General features: G+C 75.1%; 17 protein-coding genes. 8 read left to right on the forward strand and 9 right to left on the reverse strand.

All coding sequences use genetic code 11. From position 1 onward, the window contains the following. Nucleotides 1–16: 16 nt before the first annotated feature. The 3 genes from ACFQ11_RS13275 to ACFQ11_RS13285 form a co-directional block, all read right to left on the reverse strand. Nucleotides 17–1,387, reverse strand: coding sequence for an MBL fold metallo-hydrolase (locus ACFQ11_RS13275; RefSeq protein WP_378298586.1), 1,371 nt, complete (start codon nucleotides 1,385–1,387; stop codon nucleotides 17–19). Nucleotides 1,388–1,484: 97 nt separating this feature from the next. Beyond that, the gene (locus ACFQ11_RS13280; RefSeq protein ID WP_378298587.1) at nucleotides 1,485–1,754 is read right to left on the reverse strand and encodes a metal-sensitive transcriptional regulator; all 270 of its coding nucleotides are present in this window, start codon (nucleotides 1,752–1,754) and stop codon (nucleotides 1,485–1,487) included. A 58-nt stretch (nucleotides 1,755–1,812) separates the two neighbouring features. Then, nucleotides 1,813–2,334 carry an NADAR family protein gene (locus ACFQ11_RS13285; RefSeq protein ID WP_378298588.1) on the reverse strand — a complete coding sequence of 174 codons (522 nt, stop codon included), beginning with the start codon at nucleotides 2,332–2,334 and terminating at the stop codon, nucleotides 1,813–1,815. 212 nt (nucleotides 2,335–2,546) lie between these two features. Between ACFQ11_RS13285 and ACFQ11_RS13290 the strand changes: the two genes are divergently transcribed. The 7 genes from ACFQ11_RS13290 to ACFQ11_RS13320 all read left to right on the forward strand — a co-directional run bounded on the left by ACFQ11_RS13290 (nucleotide 2,547) and on the right by ACFQ11_RS13320 (nucleotide 8,913). Next, nucleotides 2,547–2,696: a hypothetical protein gene (locus ACFQ11_RS13290; RefSeq protein WP_378298589.1), complete on the forward strand. Its 150-nt coding sequence runs from the start codon at nucleotides 2,547–2,549 to the stop codon at nucleotides 2,694–2,696. Nucleotides 2,697–2,928: 232 nt separating this feature from the next. Continuing rightward, nucleotides 2,929–4,200, forward strand: a complete 1,272-nt coding sequence (locus tag ACFQ11_RS13295; protein WP_378298590.1) for a nucleotide sugar dehydrogenase — start codon at nucleotides 2,929–2,931, stop codon at nucleotides 4,198–4,200. Then, entirely contained in the window at nucleotides 4,197–5,555 is a 1,359-nt protein-coding gene (locus ACFQ11_RS13300) for a glycosyltransferase family 2 protein (protein ID WP_378298591.1), read from the forward strand. The genes ACFQ11_RS13295 and ACFQ11_RS13300 overlap by 4 nt, the downstream gene beginning before the upstream one ends. Then, on the forward strand, nucleotides 5,548–7,143 hold the full coding sequence (locus ACFQ11_RS13305) for a polysaccharide deacetylase family protein (protein ID WP_378298592.1): 1,596 nt from the start codon (nucleotides 5,548–5,550) through the stop codon (nucleotides 7,141–7,143). Before ACFQ11_RS13300 ends, ACFQ11_RS13305 begins: the two co-directional genes overlap by 8 nt. Before the next feature lie 35 nt (nucleotides 7,144–7,178). Beyond that, nucleotides 7,179–7,445, forward strand: a complete 267-nt coding sequence (locus tag ACFQ11_RS13310) for a hypothetical protein (RefSeq protein ID WP_378298593.1) — start codon at nucleotides 7,179–7,181, stop codon at nucleotides 7,443–7,445. Further along, nucleotides 7,442–8,188, forward strand: coding sequence for a polysaccharide deacetylase family protein (locus ACFQ11_RS13315; RefSeq protein WP_378298594.1), 747 nt, complete (start codon nucleotides 7,442–7,444; stop codon nucleotides 8,186–8,188). The genes ACFQ11_RS13310 and ACFQ11_RS13315 overlap by 4 nt, the downstream gene beginning before the upstream one ends. After that, the gene (locus tag ACFQ11_RS13320; RefSeq protein ID WP_378298595.1) at nucleotides 8,188–8,913 is read left to right on the forward strand and encodes a hypothetical protein; all 726 of its coding nucleotides are present in this window, start codon (nucleotides 8,188–8,190) and stop codon (nucleotides 8,911–8,913) included. Before ACFQ11_RS13315 ends, ACFQ11_RS13320 begins: the two co-directional genes overlap by 1 nt. Here the strand turns inward: ACFQ11_RS13320 and ACFQ11_RS13325 are convergent. Together ACFQ11_RS13325 and ACFQ11_RS13330 are read right to left on the reverse strand one after the other, a co-directional pair. Next, nucleotides 8,894–9,880, reverse strand: coding sequence for a DNA ligase-like domain-containing protein (locus tag ACFQ11_RS13325; RefSeq protein WP_378298596.1), 987 nt, complete (start codon nucleotides 9,878–9,880; stop codon nucleotides 8,894–8,896). The two genes, ACFQ11_RS13320 and ACFQ11_RS13325, sit on opposite strands and share 20 nt — an antisense overlap. Before the next feature lie 670 nt (nucleotides 9,881–10,550). Next, on the reverse strand, nucleotides 10,551–10,727 hold the full coding sequence (locus tag ACFQ11_RS13330; protein WP_378298597.1) for a hypothetical protein: 177 nt from the start codon (nucleotides 10,725–10,727) through the stop codon (nucleotides 10,551–10,553). A 94-nt stretch (nucleotides 10,728–10,821) separates the two neighbouring features. Between ACFQ11_RS13330 and ACFQ11_RS13335 the strand changes: the two genes are divergently transcribed. Beyond that, a complete protein-coding gene (locus tag ACFQ11_RS13335; protein WP_378298598.1) occupies nucleotides 10,822–12,435 on the forward strand; it encodes a hypothetical protein in 1,614 nt (537 codons plus the stop codon). On the opposite strand, the gene galT is transcribed toward ACFQ11_RS13335, so the two are convergent. The 4 genes from galT to ACFQ11_RS13355 are packed head-to-tail and all read right to left on the reverse strand — an operon-like array spanning nucleotide 12,422 to nucleotide 17,449. Next, complete coding sequence (gene galT, locus ACFQ11_RS13340) at nucleotides 12,422–13,486, reverse strand: galactose-1-phosphate uridylyltransferase (protein ID WP_378298599.1); 1,065 nt, start codon at nucleotides 13,484–13,486, stop codon at nucleotides 12,422–12,424. The two genes, ACFQ11_RS13335 and galT, sit on opposite strands and share 14 nt — an antisense overlap. Nucleotides 13,487–13,495: 9 nt before the next feature. After that, nucleotides 13,496–14,077, reverse strand: a complete 582-nt coding sequence (locus ACFQ11_RS13345) for a GTP-binding protein (protein WP_378298600.1) — start codon at nucleotides 14,075–14,077, stop codon at nucleotides 13,496–13,498. After that, nucleotides 14,058–14,423 carry a DUF742 domain-containing protein gene (locus ACFQ11_RS13350; RefSeq protein WP_378298601.1) on the reverse strand — a complete coding sequence of 122 codons (366 nt, stop codon included), beginning with the start codon at nucleotides 14,421–14,423 and terminating at the stop codon, nucleotides 14,058–14,060. Before ACFQ11_RS13350 ends, ACFQ11_RS13345 begins: the two co-directional genes overlap by 20 nt. Then, nucleotides 14,420–17,449, reverse strand: a complete 3,030-nt coding sequence (locus ACFQ11_RS13355) for a nitrate- and nitrite sensing domain-containing protein (RefSeq protein WP_378298602.1) — start codon at nucleotides 17,447–17,449, stop codon at nucleotides 14,420–14,422. Before ACFQ11_RS13355 ends, ACFQ11_RS13350 begins: the two co-directional genes overlap by 4 nt. Nucleotides 17,450–17,463: the final 14 nt, after the last annotated feature.

Raw genomic sequence — 17,463 nt, forward strand, 5'->3', positions numbered from 1 at the left:
CGTTCGGGCGGATTCGTCAGGCGGCGAGGTCGGAGGCGTGGGCGTAGGCGTCGTCGATGTGGACGACCGTGCGGCCGGCGCGTTCGAGGAGCGCGGCGGCGGCCGCGGCGCGGTAGCCGGAGCCGCAGTGCACCCAGACGGTCCCGGGCGGGACGTCGGCCAGCCGCGCGGGCAGCTCGGGCAGCGGCACGTGCACGGCGCCGTCGATGTGGCTCTCCCGCCACTCGCCGGTCAGCCGGACGTCCAGGACGGCGTCCGGTGCGGGCAGGCCGCGGGGCGTGCGGCCCGCGCGGGCCGCGGCGAGGTCGGCGAACGTGGCGACAGGGGTGCCGGTCGTGCGGGCGGGGTCGCCGCCCGCCCAGTCCAGGGGGTCGCCTGCGGCGGCGCCGGACGGACGGTCGATGCCGATGCGCGCGAGTTCCCGCTGGGCCTCGGCGATCTGCTCGGGACCGTCGCCGAGCAGGGTGACGGGCGCGCCCCACGGGAGCAGCCAGCCGAGCCAGGTCGCCATGGGGCCGTCCAGTCCGAAGCTGAGGGTGCCGGCGAGGTGCCGGTGCGCGAACGCGCGGCGAGACCGGAGGTCGACCACCCATTCGCCCGCGTCGATGCGGGCGCGCAGTTCGGCGGGGTCGACGGCCGCGGCGGGGGTGAGGTCGATCGGGTCGGGGCCGGCGGTGTTCCGCGCGCCCATGTGGGCGTAGTAGGCGGGGTACGCGTCGAGCCCGGCGAGGGTCTCGGTGACGAAGTCGTCCGCTTCGAGGCGCAGGGCCGGGTTCGTGCTCCGCTCCCGGCCGATGGTGGACGCGGGCGCGTCCGACTGGGCGGCGGAGCAGAAGCTGCCGAAGCCGTGCGTGGGCCAGACGTGCGCGCCGTCCGGGAGGAGGTCGGCGAGGCGGCGGGCGGAGGCGTGCTGGCGGTGCGCGAGGTCGTGCGCGTGCCGCTCGCCGAGGAGGTCGGTGCGGCCGGTGGTGCCGAACAGCAGGGAGCCGCCGGTGAACACGCCTTCGGGGCCGTCCGGTCCGGACAGCACGTAGGACAGGTGGTGGTACGTGTGGCCGGGCGTGGCGACGGCGGTGACGCGCATGCCCGGGGAGACGGTGATCTCGTCGCCGTCGGCGACCGGGGTGCGGTCGAACGCGACGTCGTCGGCGGCGGCGACCAGGTAGGCGGCGCCGGTCAGCCTCGCGAGGGCGAGCCCGCCGGAGACGTAGTCGTTGTGGACGTGGGTCTCGGCGACGTGCGTGATGCGGACGCCGAGCCGTCCGGCGAGCGCCAGGACGCGGTCGATGTCGCGCTGCGGGTCGACGACGAGGGCCACCCGGCCGTCGTGGGCGAGGTAGCTGCGGTCGCCGAGGGAGGAGGTCTCCACCACCTCGGTGCGGATCATCGTTGCTCCCTTCAGATACCCCGGGGGGTATACGCGAACGACACTACCCTCAGGTACGCGCCGTAACGGGCCCGCCCGGGCACGGGCGGGCTGTTCGTCAGGACAGGGACAGGAAGAGCTTCTCCAGCCGCTCCGGGGTGATCGGCGGCTTCTCGCCGCGCTCGCGGGCGACCTGGCACTGCTCCAGGCCGGTCGCGATGATCTTGAATCCGGCGCGGTCGAGCGCCTTGGACACGGCGGCGAGCTGGATCAGGACCTTCTCGCAGTCCTCCCCGTTCTCCACCATGCCGATCACGCCGCCGAGCTGGCCGTGCGCCCGCTTGAGCCGGGTGAGGGCGTCCGCCAGGACCGTCGCGTCCATCTCCATCGGGCTCCCCTTCCTCTCGCCCCTTCCAACGTATACCCCCAGGGGTATGTTCCCGTCGTCAGATCAGGGAGTCGCGGACGGTCATGAGGGCCTGGCCGAGGAGGTTCCCGCCGCGCCAGGCGTCGGGGCGTTCGGCGCGGGGGTCGTCGGCGGTCAGGCCGATGCCCCAGACACGGTCGAGGGGGCTCGCCTCGGCGAGGATCCGCCTGCGGGTGCCCACGAGGTAGGCGCGCAGGTCGGGATGCTGGGTGAACTTCGCCAGGTTGCCGCGGACGACGACGTCCAGTCGGTGTTCGCGCCACGCGTCCTCGTCGAAGCCGCTGACGCGGCGGCCGATGTCCTTCGCGCGGCCGGGGTGGGGCGCGGCCGCGATCGCCGCCACGGCGCGTTCGTCCCCGAACATGCGCGCCTTCTCGGCCATCATGTAGTGCTCGGCCGTCGCGTACCGGACGCCGTCCACGGTGAACGGGGACGCGTGCCACTGGCTCAGGCACCCGGTGGGGCCGTGCTCCCGCCAGAAGAAGAGGAACTTCAGGCGGGCGCCGGACCGCTGGAGCGCGATCAGCTCGGGGACGTCCATGGGGCGAGAGTGCCAGGGCGGAGCCGGGGCGGCCAGCGGTTTTCCCGGTACGGAATCGATCATGGAATGGGCGCGTTACCACGGAGGCGGATGATCCGCCACCGGATCGAGGTCTAGACCATTTTGCCGAACCGGGTGGGTCATCGGAGAAGATCTCCTTATTTCGGTAGGCCGAGCCACCGAGAAGCGTCTACGGGAGGACAGAAGCACAAATGGACAGCCCTCTGGCGAACCCTCGTCGCACCCAGCTCGACGCGTGGCCCACGGCGCGCTCCGCGGACGCGGAGACGGAGCGGGCCACGGCGTCCGTATCGACCGCCGAGTCGTCCGGCGCCGGCGAGGACGACGGCGCCGAGCTCTGACCGCTCGGGCCGCGACGCCGGGACCCGCCCGGAATCCGGGCGGGTCCCGGCGTCGCGGCACAGCTCAAAAGGCATGATCGTGAGTGACGTGCGCCACGTCATCCCGCAACTGACGTAGGCGATATACGTCGCGGTGCGGTGCCCCGCCAAACGGCATCCAAAGAGCATTTACTACGCCTTTGCCTTTGGCCTGCCGTGCTCGCGGAGCACCACACGGGGAGATCTCACGTACATGCCCTCTGCCGCCCTGCCCACCGAGGCCCCGGCCTACGATGTCGCCGTCATCGGGCTCGGCTATGTCGGCCTGCCGACCGCGCTCGCGTTCCACGCCCGGGGCCTGCGGGTCCTCGGGATCGACGTGGACACCGGACGCCTGGAGGACATCCGCGGCGGACGCGTCGACCTGCTGAGGACCGACCGCGAACGGCTGCGCGCGGCGGGGGACGCGCTGGCCGTGACGGCCGAACCGGCCGCGGCGGCCGCCGCGGACGCGGTGCTCGTCTGCGTGCCGACGCCGGTGAACCGGCACCTCGTGCCGGACCTCGGGGCGCTCCGCGCGGCGTGCACGGCGGTCGTCGCGCACGCGCGCCCCGGGCAGACGATCGTCCTGACCTCGACGACGTACGCGGGGACGACGCGGGACATGCTCGCGGCGCCGCTCGCCGCGCGGGGGCTGCGGGCCGGGACGGACGTGTTCGTCGCGTTCAGCCCCGAGCGGATCGACCCCGGCAACGACCGGCACGCCCACGAGGACGTCCCGCGCGTCGTCGGCGGGGTGACGCCGCGGTGCGGGGAACGGGCGGCGGCGGTGCTCGGACGGTACGCCGAGCGGATCCACCGGGTGTCGTCGGCCGACGCGGCGGAGATGACGAAGCTGCTGGAGAACACGTTCCGGGCGGTGAACATCGCGCTCGTCAACGAGTTCGCGGACGCGGCGGGCGTCCTCGGCCTCGACGTCATGGAGGTCGTCGAGGCCGCGGCGACGAAGCCGTACGGGTACATGCCGTTCTTCCCGGGGCCGGGCGCGGGCGGGCACTGCATCCCGTGCGACCCGCACTACCTGCTGTGGCAGCTGCGGGGCGACCGGCTGAACCCGCCGGTGGTCGCGGCGGCGATGAACGCGATCGCGGCGCGGCCCCGGCGGGTCGTGGAGCGGGCGCGGCAGGTGCTGTCGGACGCCGGGCGGGGACTGGCCGGCGCGGACGTCCTGGTGCTGGGCGTCGCGTACAAGCCGGGCGTGCGGGACCTGCGGGAGTCGCCCGCCCTGGAGGTCATCGACGGGCTGCTCGCGGCGGGCGCGGACGTCGCCTACCACGATCCGTGCGTGCCGGAGCTGGTGACCGAGGGCGGGACGAAGCTGGCGTCGGTCGCCCCGCGGGCCGCCGACCTCGTCATCGCGCACACCCCGCAGCCCGGCGTGGACCTGGGCGCCCTGCCGCCCGACCAGCTCGTCCTGGACGCGACGTACCGGTTCCCCGGCGCGGCCCGGCGCGTGGCGCTGTGAGGCGCCGCCCCTGCCTCCCGGCCCGTTCTCGGACCGGGAGGCTCACCGCGCTGGGCGCGCTCACCCTGGTCACGGCGATCTGCGCGCTGATCGCGTGGCACGTCGGCGTGAAGCTCGCCTACCTGCGCGGCGACCTGCTGCTGTCGGGCTACACGGTGCTGGTCAGCGGCTACGTGCTGAGCCGGTTCGTGCTCGCGGCGTGCTACCGGCCGCCGCGGGACGCCGGGATCACCCCGACCGTCGCGATCGTGGTGCCCGCCTACAACGAGGGCGAGGCCGTCGCCCGGACGATCCACGCGTGCCTCGGCCTCGTGTACCCCGGGGACCGGCTCGAGGTCGTCGTGGTGAACGACGGGTCGAGCGACGACACGTGGACGCACCTGACGAGGGCCGCCGCGCGGTACCCGGACGGGCGGGTGCGGTGCGTCGACCTCGGCGAGAACCGGGGCAAGCGGGCGGCGATGGCGGCCGGGATCCGCGCGACCTCGGCGGAGATCCTGGTGTTCGTCGACTCCGACTCGATGCCCGCGCCCGGGTCGGTGCGCCGGCTGGTGCAGGGGTTCGCGGACCCGGAGGTGGGCGCGGTCTCCGGGCTGACGTACGTCCGCAACGCGGAGCGCAACGTCCTGACGCGGATGCAGGCGGCCCGGTACTACGTGTCGTTCCAGCTGCTCAAGAGCGCCGAGTCGGTGCTGGGCGCGGTGACCTGCTGTTCCGGCTGCTTCGCGGCGTACCGGCGGGAGGCGATCGCGCCGCTGCTGGACGCGTGGGAGCACCAGCGCTTCCTCGGCGTCGCGTGCACGTACGGGGACGACCGGGCGCTGACGAACCGCGTCATCGGGGCGGGCTGGACGACCCGGTACGACGCGCGCGCGGAGGCGTGGACGGACGCGCCCGACCGGTACCGCACGTTCTTCCGGCAGCAGTTGCGGTGGAAGAAGTCGTGGAGCCGGGAGGGGCCGCTGCTGCTGGCGCACATCTGGCGGAGCCGGACGCGCGCGCTGCCGTCGGTCGCCGTGCAGACGATCGCGGGGATGCTCAGCCCGCTCGTGGTGCTGTACGGGCTGCTGGCGCCGCTCGCGGGCGGGCGGTTCCCGATGGTGTACTTCCTCGGCCTGTACCTGGTCGCGATGGGGTACGCGCTGCTGTACCGGATGCTGCGCGACGACGGCCTGTGGATCTACGCGTTCGTCGGGACGTTCTTCTACGTCGCGTTCTCCCCGCAGTTGCTGTGGGCGATCGCGCGGATCCGGGACGGCAGGTGGGGCACGCGCGACGGAGACGCGGAGCCGGTCGTTCCGGCCGTCCCGCGGCCGCTGCGGGTCTACGGCGCGGCGGGCGGCGGCGATGGCTGACCCGGCGGACGAGACGGTGGGCGGCCACCCGGCGGAGCCCGCGCCGTGGGAGCGGGAGCCGCCCGGGCGGGGGCGGGGGTGCCGGGCCGTCACCGCGTTCGTGTTCCTGTGCTCGCTCGCGCTCGCGATGGTGACGTGGGTGTCGATCAGCCGCCCGTTCGACCCGGGGCAGGCCGGGGCGGCGGCCGTCCGGCTGGACCCGGAGGTCGCGCGGGCCGCCGCGGCGCTGCCCGCGCACCCGGGGTCGGTCGTCGCGCTGACCTACCACGGGGTGGACGACCGCGACGGCGCGCGGACCACGCTCACCCGGGAGCGGTTCGGGAGGCACATGGCCGCGCTGGACGCCGCCGGGTACGAGACCGTGCGCCTGCGGGACGTCATCGACCTGCTGGAGGGACGCCCCGTGCGGCTGCCCCCGCGCGCGCTGCTGCTCACGTTCGACGACGGGCGCGTGACCGACTGGACGAACGCGGACCCCGTCCTCGAGAAGCACGGGTTCACCGCGACGGCGTTCCTCACGACCGGACGGGTCGTCGAGCCGGGCTCGCCGTCGTACTACCTGTCGACGAAGCAGGTGCGGGCGCTCACCGGCACCGGGCGGTGGGACTTCGGGTCGCATTCGCACGCGCTGGACGACCGCGTTCGGATCCCGGGCGACGTGGGCGCGCCGCTGCCGAACCGGATCGTCGCGGACGGGAGCCCGGAGACGCTCGGCGCGTGGCGGGCGCGCGTCCGCGCGGACCTGGCCCGGTCGCAGGACTTCTTCCGCCGGACGCTCGGCCGCGAGGCCGCCGCGTTCTCGTACCCGTTCGGTGAGGCGGCGGGCAACGACCGCCGCGCCGCCGCGGCGCTGCCGGGCCTGCTGCGGGACGCCGGGTTCCGCGCGGCGTTCACCGGCGAGGGCGTGCCGTCCGGGCACGTGGACGCGATCGGCGCGGACGCGCCGCCGTACCGCCTCGACCGGATCGGCGTCCGCCGCACCACCTCCGCCGCGGGGCTGCTGGAGGCGATCCGCGCCGCGGTGCCCGCGCCGCCGCCGCACGCCCTCGCGGTGCTGCCGTGGCGCGGCGACGGCGCGGCGTGCGAGCGGGACGGCGCCGACCTGCGGGTGACCGGCGACCGGTACGGCGCGTGCGTGCTCGGCGGCACGGGCGACGGCGGGCCGAACACGAGCCGGTGGCGGGACTACCGGGTGACGGCGTCGGTCGCGGGGCTGAGCCCCCGTTCCGGCGCGGTCGTCGCCGTGCGGGACGGCGCCGGTGCCGGGCGTCCGGGCCGGATCGACGTCGTGGTCGGCGACGGCGCGGTGGTGGCGCGGAGGCAGGTCGGCGACCGCGCCCCGGTGCCGCTCGGCCGCGCCCGGCTGGACGGCCGGGACGGGCGCGACGGGGCCCGCGACGTCGCGATCGAGGTGCGCGGGGACCGGCTGACCGTCGAGGTCGAGGGCGGCCCGCCGCTGCGCGCCGCCCTGACCGGCGGGTCCGGCCCGCCGATCGACCGCGGCGGCGTCCGGCTCGGTATCACGGGGCGCGGCGGGCGGACGGTGACGTTCCACGATCCGACGTTCGTCCCGCTGCGGGGCCGCTGACCGCGCGCCCCGCGACCTCTCAGAGAAAGGCGACGATGCCTTCGATCCCCCGCCCGCAGGGCCCGTGGCCCCGCCCGCAGGGCCCGTGGCCCGGCACCGTGAACGCGAAGACCGGCATCTGTCACCGCACCGCCACGGCTGCCTGGACGTTCTGGACGAACGGCCCCGCCCTCGCCGAGACTGGTGCCCGGCAGCGGTCCCCGGCCAGCACGCCGCCGATCCCCGGCGGGGCGACGAGCCCCGGCTTCGGCGCCGGCACCCTCACCGTCGACGACTCCTCCCTCACGGATCCGGATTCATGACCCTCGGCACGACCGTCCGCCGTCACCTTCTCGAACTGGGCTTCGGGCTGCTCGCGCTCGCCGCCGTCGTCCCCCTGGCCCGGCAGGAGCTCCGGCCCGGCGGGGACGCCCCGGCGCGCGCCGCCGAGGCCCGCGACGTCGTCACCCCGGAGATGCTCGCACCGGCGAGCACCGCGAACCCCTGCGAACGCGGACGCGTCGAGCTGACGTTCGACGACGGCCCGGACGTCTACACGCCGCAGGTCCTCGAAGTGCTGCGCGCCCACGGCGTCCGCGCCGTGTTCTACGTGACAGGCGAGAAGGCCGCCGCGCGGCCCGCGATGGTCCGCGAGATCGCCGCCGCCGGGCACCGCGTGGAGAACCACGGCTGGAACCACCCGCACCTCACCGACCTGGCGCCCGCGCAGGTCCGGGAACAGCTCGCGCGGACGTCCGACGCCGTCGAGGACGCGGGCGCGCCCCGTCCGACGCTGTTCCGGCCGCCTTTCGGCGACGCGGACCCCACGGTGGAGGCGCAGGCGCGCGCGCTGGGCATGCGGGTGGTCCGCTGGACGGTCGACACGCACGACTGGCGCGGGCGCGCCCCGGACGAGATCGCGGCGACCGTCCTCACCCGGGCGGAACCGGGCGCGGTCGTGCTCATGCACGACGGCGTCGCCCGCTCCGCGGCGACCGTCCGGGCCCTCCCGACGATCATCCGCGGGCTGCGCGCCCGCGGGTTCTGCACGGCGCTCCCCGGCTGATGCGGGCCCGGGTGATCGTCGCGGGCGCCCTCGCCGGGGCCGTCCCGGTCGCGTGGGCCGTCTGGGCGCTCGCCCGCCCGGACGGCCCGGGCCGCGCCCGGCTCGTCACGAACGAGTACGCGCACTGGAACCCGGACGCGCCCGACGCCGTCCGCTCCCCTACCTGGGACGTCACGAGCGGTTCCCTCTACGCGCGCCGCGGCCTCCTCTGGACGGGCCCGCCGGACACCGCCGTGCCGGACGCGACGTCGTCCAACGGCACAGGGTCGAGCGTGTTCCGGATGAACACCCACCGCGCCGATCACCTCGACGTCCATGTCACCTTGGACGTCCGTAACGTGCGTCTACTGCCCCATGACGCACAGAACACCGACGGCGTTCACGTGATGCTGCGCCGCCAGGACGAGACGGAACTGTACGTCGCGTCGCTCAACCGGCGCGACGAACTGCTCGTCATCAAGAAGAAGCTGAGGGGCGGACCGGTGAACGGCGGCAGGTACTTCACCCTCGCCCAGGTGCGCCACCCCTACGCCTTCGAAGAATGGCAGCGCTTCGACGTCCGCGCCGCCGGGACGTCCCCGGTCGTCCTCACCGTCTCCCAGGCGGGACGGGAGCTGCTGCGGGCGGTCGACGACGGCCGCCACGACCGTCCCATCACCCGCCCGGGCTCGGTCGGGGTGCGCGGCGACCGGTGCGAGTTCGAGTTCAGGTTCCGAGCCCGCTGACGTGCGCCCGGTACAGGCCCGCGTCCGTCGCGGCGAGGAACGTCCCGTCGGCCGCCAGCGCCGTGCCCCCGACGGGCCCGGGGACCTCGACCCGGCCGAGCGGCTCCGGGCGGGCGACGTCCCGGACCGTGTACGCGCCTTTCTGGAAGTCGCCGGCGGCGACCAGGAGGCGCCCGTCCACCCGGGCCGCCGCGACGTCCGCGTACGCGCCCGCGACCTCCGGCGCGTCCGCGGCGGCCACCTCCTCGCCGTCCGGGCTCCGCACCACGATCCGTCCCGGCTCCGCCACGACCAGGACGACCCCGCCCTCCCACGGGACCATCGGCGCCTCCCGGGCGGGACCGCAGTCCAGCTCCGCGACCTGCCGCCCGAGTTCGGCGTCCAGCACGCCGACGCAGGCGGAGCGGCCCGGATCCGCGTCCTCGGCCCGCTCGGCGGCGCAGGCCAGTGCGATGAGCGCCCCCGACTCGGGGGTGGCGTGCAGGACGTGGTCCGGCCTCCGGTACCCGGACCACGTCTCGAAGTCCGCCAGCCGCTCCCCGGTGCGGGCGTCCCAGAGGACGATCTCCGCGTGCGGGCGCCGGTCGAACACCGTCACGACGGCCCCGCGCCCCCGGTGGACGGCGAGCCCCACCACATCGGGGAACGACGCGTCCGCGTCGTCGATGACCACCTCGCCGCCGCCGCGCACGTCGTGGACGTGGACCCGCTCCCCGCCCGCCCACGCCACGACGGGCGAGTCGCCGCGCGGCCCCGGCAGGACGCCGAACGCCCACGCCTCGCCGTCGCAGGGGAACCCGGGCAGCGGCTCCCCCACCCGGGCGCCGCGCGCGAGGTCCCACGCGAGGCCGATGGCGCCGTCGTCCCCGATCAGCGCCGCGCACGCCGTGGCCGCGCGCCCGGCGCCACCGGCGGCCCGCACGTCGCCGAACGACCCCTGCGCCAACAGTTCCGCACGCCCGACCATGCCCGAACACTAGGCCAGCCCGCCGATATCGTCCTCGCTTTTGCGCAATCGCGGCCGGACCGTTCATTCGATTGATTGCCGCTGGGAATCCCAGCGAACATGACTGAATGGACTTCGCTCTTCAACTGGTCGATATCACCTGGACGAAGCGCTCGCGCGGCGGCAGGGCGGCCACGCGGCGCAACGCCGCGCCGATCGCCTTCCCGCCGCCGGACGGGCCGCCCCCTCGGTGAGGCACGACCTCCCGCCCGGCGTCGGCGTCGAGGAGGAACCCGAGGGCTGCGCGTGGACTTCGGGAACCGTCCGCCCGTACACCTTTCCCTGAACCAGTTCCTACGGCGGCAGGAAGCCTTTCTGACCGGTCCGGGCTGCTCGTGCTGCGGAACTCCTTGGTACAGCCTGCGCACGCCGAACATCGTCCACGGGAAAATCCGAGCGGAATCCTTCCTGCGCGAACGTCCAGATATATCGACGACCGCCGCCCGCTCGGCGCCCGCCGCCGTTTCGTCGGCGACACTCGCTGGCCGTTCGACAACGACGCGGCGATGGACTTCGTCGGCGATCTCGCCCCGTACCGCCGCGTCCTCACAGGCGACGCGCGCTGAGGCGACCCGCCCGCACGGGCCGCGGAGGCCGGGACCGGACCGGCGGCGTCCGCCAGGACCGCTGCTCACGGCGGCGGGAAGGCCGCGTGGTGTCGTTCGCGGCGCCGCCGGTGGCGGGCGTACCGGCCTGACGGGTCAGGGCGGCGGCGGGGCTCCGGGTCCTGTTCCAGGTCCCGGACGGCGCGGGCGAGTTCGCGGGCGAGGCGTTCTGCTCCATGGAACAGCCGATGCGCTCGCACCACGCTCCCTCCACGCATGATCACGGAACCCGGGTGACGCGCGGAGACCCGTCCGGTATATCCATGATCGAGTTGTTCACGGCGGCGGGAGGTACGCGTGGAGCCGGTCGAGCTGACGGCCGCCGAACGGCGGGTGTGGCGGGCGTTCCGGACGGGTGCGAAGGTCGACTTCTCGCGGGACGGCGACGACGCCGCGGACGGCGCCGCATGGGGGCCCGAGCGCACCGTGCGGGCATGGGTGCTGCGCAAGCTGCTGCTCCGCCCGCCGGAGGACGGCGAGGTCGCGGCCCTCCGGGTGTCCGGGGCGCGGATCGCCGGGAAGCTGGACCTCCAGTACGCGACGGTCGAGCATCCGATCCGGCTGTGGGCGTGCCACTTCGAGGAGATCCCGAACCTGTACGCGTCGCACCTGACGCAGCTCAACCTGAGCAAGTCGTTCCTCCCCGGGCTGTTCGCCGCGACCATGCACGTGAGCGGCGTCCTGCGGCTGACCGAGTGCCGCGTCCCCGGACGCATGAGCCTCGGCGGCGTCCGCGTCGCCCGCGCGCTCTTCCTCGAACGCGCCCGGCTCGGCACTCCGGGGACGAACCAGGGCGAGATCGTCCACCTCAACCACTCGGTCCTGGAGGACGACGTGTGGGCCCCCGGCCTCGAGGCCCACGGCGAGATCCGGCTGAACAGCGCGTCCATCACCGGCAACCTCAACCTCGAGGACGCCGTGCTGAGCAACCCGGGGGCGCGGGTGCTGGAGGCCGACAGCATGAGCGTCGGGCAGAGCGTGATGGCCGCGCGGCTGCGTGCCGAGGGCGAGGTCGACCTGCGGGGCGCCCGGATCACGCAGAAGGTCGACCTCACCGGCGTGCGCCTCTCGCATCCGGTCGGGCATCCCGCCGGGTACGCCCTGGACGCCGAGAACCTCGGCGTGGGTTCCGACGTGGTGGCGCGCCGCGCGCGGTTCGAGGGCGAGGTCAATCTGCGGGGGGCGACGATCCCCGGGCAGCTCGACCTGGCGAAGGCCCGCGTCTCGCACCCGTCCGGGCAGGCCCTGCGCGCGAGCGCGACCACGATCGGGGAGGTGTGGCTGCGCGAGGCCCGGCTGGACGGCCTGCTCAACCTGCGGCGGGCGCGGTTCGGGCTGCTGCACCTGCCCCCGGGCGCGCTGGGCGGGGACGTCCGGCTGGACGGGCTGACGTACGAGTCGCTCGACCCGCGGCTCCCCCCGAAGGTGCGCGTGCCGATGCTCGAACGGGACGTCGAGGGGTACGTGCCGCACGCGTACGAGCAGCTCGCCGCGGCGTACCTGCGGGCGGGCGACGACATCGCCTCCCGCAACGTCCTGCTCGCGAAGCAGCGGCGGCGCCGCCGGACGCTGCCCCTGTACCGGCGGGTCTGGGGGTACCTGCAGGACGTGACGGTCGGGTACGGGTTCCGGCCGCTGTGGGCGGCCGGGTGGCTCGCCGGGCTGCTGCTCGCCGGGGCGGTCGCGTTCGGGTTCGAGCATCCGCCGCCGCTCAAGGCCGACGAGCATCCCGACTTCAACCCGCTGTTCTACTCGCTCGACCTCCTGCTGCCGATCATCGACTTCGGGCAGCAGAAGGCGTTCAAGCCCGCCGGGTGGCGCCAGTGGCTCGCGTACACGCTGATCAGCACGGGCTGGGTGCTGGCGACGACGATCGCCGCCGGGGTGACGCGGACGCTCAGCCGGCAGTGACCGCGCGCAGCCGCGCGGCGGCGTCCTCCGGCGGGACGTCGTTGATCCAGGCGGCCATCCCCGACTCCGACCCCGCGAGGTACTTGATCTTGTCGGGGGCGCGCCGGACCGAGAACAGCTCCAGGTGCAGGCGCAGCAGGTCGCGGCCCTCGCGGACGGGCGCCTGGTGCCAGCCCGCGACGTACGGGAGCGGCGTGCCGTAGAGGGCGTCGAGGCGGCGCAGCAGGTCCCGGTAGACGGCGGCCAGTTCGTCCCGTTCGGGAGCGTCGAGGGCGGCGAGGTCGGGAACGTGCCGGTGCGGGGTGAGGTGGACCTCGACGGGCCAGCGGGCGGCGGCCGGGACGTACGCCGTCCAGTGCTCGCCCGCGTGCACGACGCGCGGCCCGGCGCGTTCGGCGGCGAGGACGTCGCCGAACAGATCGCCGCCGTGCGCGGCCGCCGTCGCGAGCATCTGCCGGGTGCGCGGGGCGACGAACGGGTACCCGTAGATCTGCCCGTGCGGATGGTGCAGGGTCACGCCGATCTCGACGCCGCGGTTCTCGAACACGTACACCTGCTCGATGCCGGGCACGGCCGACAGTTCGGCCGTCCGGTCCGCCCACGCGTCGACGACCGTCCGGACGCGCGGGACCGGCAGCCGGGCGAGCGCGGTTCCGTGGTCGTCGGTGAAGCAGACGACCTCGCAGCGTCCGGCGCCCCGGGCCCGCTCGAACAGCGGGACGCCGTCCACGGTCGCCGGGACGGGTGGGGCGGCCGCGGCGTAGGACGGGAAGCGGTTCTCGAACACGGCGACGTCGTAGCCCGGATCGGGGATCTCGGAGGCGGGACGTCCCGGGCACAGCGGGCATTCCTCGGCGGGCGGCAGGAACGTGCGCGCGTTGCGGTGCGCGGTGATCGTGACGGGGTCGCCGGTGAGCGGGTCGCGGCGCGTCTCGCTGAGCGGCTCGGCGGGCGGGAGCCCGCGCGGATCGGGCACGGGCACCCGGCCCGGCCGCTCGTCGTAGTACACGATCTCTCGGCCGTCGCTGAGGCGGGCGCGGGTCCGGAACACCGCAAAAGGCTACCGGGCGGCGGCCTTCTCCTTCTCGTTGACCGCCAGCAGGTGCGTGACCAGCGTCGTCAGCACCTCCTTCCCGGACGTGCGGTGCCGCACGTCGCACAGCACCACGGGCGTCCCGCCGTCGAGGTCGAGCGCCTCGCGGATCTCCTCGACGGTGTAGTCGTAGCCGTCGTCGAAGCAGTTCACGCCGATGATGAACGGCAGCCCGCGGCTCTCGAAGTAGTCGACGGCCGGGAAGCAGTCCTGCAGCCGGCGCGTGTCGGCGAGGACGACCGCGCCGAGCGCCCCGGCCGACAGCTCGTCCCACATGAACCAGAACCGGTCCTGGCCGGGCGTGCCGAACAGGTACAGGATCAGGCCGTCGCGGATGGTGATGCGGCCGAAGTCCATCGCGACCGTGGTGGTCGTCTTCTGCTCGACGCCCTCGATGTCGTCGACGCCGACGCCCCGGTCGGTGAGCAGTTCCTCGGTCTGCAGCGGGCGGATCTCGCTGACGGCGCCGACGAGGGTCGTCTTGCCGACGCCGAATCCCCCGGCGATGAGGATCTTCACCGCGACCGGGTCAGAGGGCTTGGAGACCATGCAGCACTTCCCTGAGGAGACTTTCCTTGGAGAGCGGGCTCTCCTGCCGGGGGCGGGTGACGGTGATCAGCCGTTGGCCGAGCAGGTCCCCGAGGAGCACCCGGACGACGACGAGGGGCAGTTCGAGCCGCGCGGCGACCTCGGCGACCGGCTGCGGCTCGGCGCACATGTCGAGGATCTGCAGGTGCTCGGGGCCGATCCCGGGCGTCCCGGCCCGCGGCCGGCCGGCGGTGGCGATGAGGGTGATCATGTCGAAGGGCTCGTCGCCGGCGGGCCGCGCCCGGCCGCGGGTCAGCGCGTACGACCGGACGATCGGCCCGGCCTCGTCGTCGAGCCATTCGCTCATCCGGAGCCCTCGCCGCCCTCGACCTCGGCGCGCCCGCGCCGGGTGCCCCGCTGGATGGACGACATCATCGCGCGGGCCTCCTCGGGTGTGCGCCGGGCGCGCGCCGGCGGCTCGGGCTCCGGCTCCCCGGACGCGGGCGGCCCCGCCGGTTCGCCGTCGCGGAGCTGTGCGGCCATGCTCTCCTGCCGGACGCGCTTGGGCAGCGGCGGCCGCTCCTCCCCGGGCGTGCGCCGCCGCACGTCCCCGAGCGCCCGCTGCCGCCCCCCGCCGTCCGAAGGGCTCGCCCCCGGACCTGCCGATCCCTCGCCGTGCGCGTCCCCGTCCCGCGCGCCCGGTTCGAGCGGCGAACCGTCCGAACGCGACGCCTCGGTGCCCGGGGCACGACCTCGCGAGTCCTCCGAGCCCGGCCCTTCGACCCCCGGATGCCCGGAGTGCGCGCCCTCGGGCCACGAACCTTCGTCAGCCGGGGGGCCGCCCTCCACACCGGAACCCGACTCCGCGACCTGCGAACCCTCAAAGCCCGCGCCGCCGAAACCCTCCTCCTGCGAACCGACGGCACCCGGCTCCGCGACCTGCGGGCGCTCGAAGCCCGCGCCGTCCGAACCCTCGGGCCACGAACCTTCGTCGGCCGGGGGGCCGCCCTCCACGCCGGCACCCGGCCCCATGGGCTGCGGGTGCTCGAAGCGCGCGTCGTCCGTGGTCGGGGCCTCGGCGTGCGGGCCGCCGGAATGCCGGGGCGCGTACCCCGGGCCCTCGGGGGCCGGCGGAGCGCCGGGGGCGGGGGCTCGGCGGCGGCGCGGCAGGGGGGTTCGGCGGTCGCCGGGGGCGGACGGGCGGCGCGCGCCGTTGCCGGTGTCGCCGGCCGGGGCGGCCCCGGCGTCCTCGACCATGGTGGCGGGCAGGCGGAGGACGGAGCCGCGGTCCTCGCCCGGGAACGCGGGGGCGACGACGGTGCCCGCGGGGACGAGCGCCTCCTCGGTGCGCCGGGTGGTGATGGCGGGCGAGCCCTCGGGGTCGCCGGCGCGGACGACGAGGTCCTCGGGGAGCAGGACGATCGCGGTCATGCCGCCGTACGGAGAGGTCCGCAGGGTGACCTTGACGCCGTGGCGGCGGGCGAGGCGGCCGACGACGAACAGGCCGAGCCGGCCGCTGTCGGAGAGGTCGAACTCCTCGGCGGTCGCGAGCCGCTCGTTCGCGGCGGCGAGCGCGGCGTCGTCCATCGACAGGCCGCGGTCCTCGACCTCGATGCTGTAGCCGTGCGCGACGGCCTGGCCGTGCACCTGCACCGTGGTGTGCGGCGGCGAGAACACGGTGGCGTTCTCGATCAGCTCGGCGAGCAGGTGGATGACGTCGGCGACGGCGGGGCCGACGACGGCGGCGCCGGTCATCGGGGCCACGTTGACGCGGGTGTAGTCCTCGACCTCGGACGCGGCGGCGCGGGCGACGTCCACGACGGCGACGGGGGTGCGCCAGCCGCGGCCGGGCGGCCGTCCGGACAGGATGATGAGGCCCTCGGCGTGCCGCCGCATGCGGGTGGCGAGGTGGTCGACGCGGAACAGGTCCTCGAGGTCGTCGGGCTCCTCGATGCGGCGCTCCATGGCGTCGAGCAGTTTGAGCTGGCGGTGCAGCAGGGTCTGGCTGCGGCGGGCGAGGTTGACGAAGACCTCGCTGACGTTGCGGCGCAGCGTCGCCTCGGCGACGGCCTCCTGGATCGCGGTGCGGCGGGCGGCGTTGAACGCCTCGCCGACCTCGTCGATCTCGCGGGCGGCGAACGCGAGCGGCGGGGCCTCCGCCGCGACGTCCACGTCCTCGCCGCGGCGGAGGCGGGCGACCACGTCGGGCAGCCGGACGTCGGCGAGGTCGATCGCCTCGCGGCGCAGCCGCGCCAGTTCCCGGATGATGGAGCGCGCCACCCACACGGCGATGACGAGGGACGCGACGACGGCGAGGACGCCGAGGACCCCGGCGAGGACGACGCGGGTGATGATCCGGTCGGAGATCGGCTCGGCGCGCTCCTCGGCGCCCGCGGCGAGCGCCAGTTCGAGCCCCCGCAGCCGGGTGAGGTTGGAGTCGACGGTGGTCCTCCACAGCCGTCCGGCCTCACCGGCGTCGCCGACGGCGCGGCGGGAGCCGACGAAGTGCTCCTCGAGGGCGCGCAGCCGCCGGTACTCGGGGAACCGCACGACGCGCTCGTAGTACCGGCGGTCCTCGGGGCGCAGGTCGGCCGCGGCGTGCGCGTACAGGGTGCGCTGGGCGCCGACGAGCTGGACGAACGTGGAGTGTTCGCCGGCCGTCATGTGCCCGGCGGCGAGGGCGCCGGCGAGCCACGCGTTCTCCTGCGACAGCGCCTCGCGGGCCTCGGTCAGCTCGGCCTGGCTGCGCGCGTCCTTGGCGACCTCGGCGTTGTCGAGGGTGACGAGCGAGCCCTGCAGGGAGCCGACGTCGGCGAGCAGGCCGGTGTAGTCGGCGAACGCGCGGTGCCGGTCGACGGCGCCGGAGTCGATGGCGCGGCGCCGCTCGTCGAGCCCGTCGAGGGCCCGCAGGATCTTGTCGGCGAGCCGCAGCGTCCGTCCCGGCACGTCGTGGTCGTCCCCGTGGGAGGCGAGTTCGCGGAACACCTCGGCCTGCCGGTCGGTGACGAGCCGTCCGGACTCGAGCGCGGCGCCCGCGTTCGGGTCGCGCGCGCCGAGGTACACCATCGACAGCCGGCGTTCCTCCTGGAGGGCGCTGCCGAGGGCGCCCGCCGGGTAGGCGTAGTGGTCCTGGACGGTCTCGACGTGCCGCAGGTTCAGGCCCTCGCCGAGCGCGATGTTCGCGGCGAACGACCACAGCGCGGCGAGCGAGACCACCGAGACGGTGACCATCAGCACGACTTTGAAGCGGATGGACCGGAACCGGGCGGCCTTGGGACCGCGCCGCGCCGGGGCGGCGGGTGCGGCCGGGTCGGCCGGGCCCGCCTGTCCGGTGTCGTCGGACGGCTGGACGGCGGGGACCGCGGGCGCCGCGGGACGGCCTCGATGTGCCACTTTCGGGGGAACTT

It is taken from the genome of Actinomadura sediminis, assembly GCF_042675525.1.
Lineage (GTDB): Bacteria > Actinomycetota > Actinomycetes > Streptosporangiales > Streptosporangiaceae > Spirillospora > Spirillospora sediminis.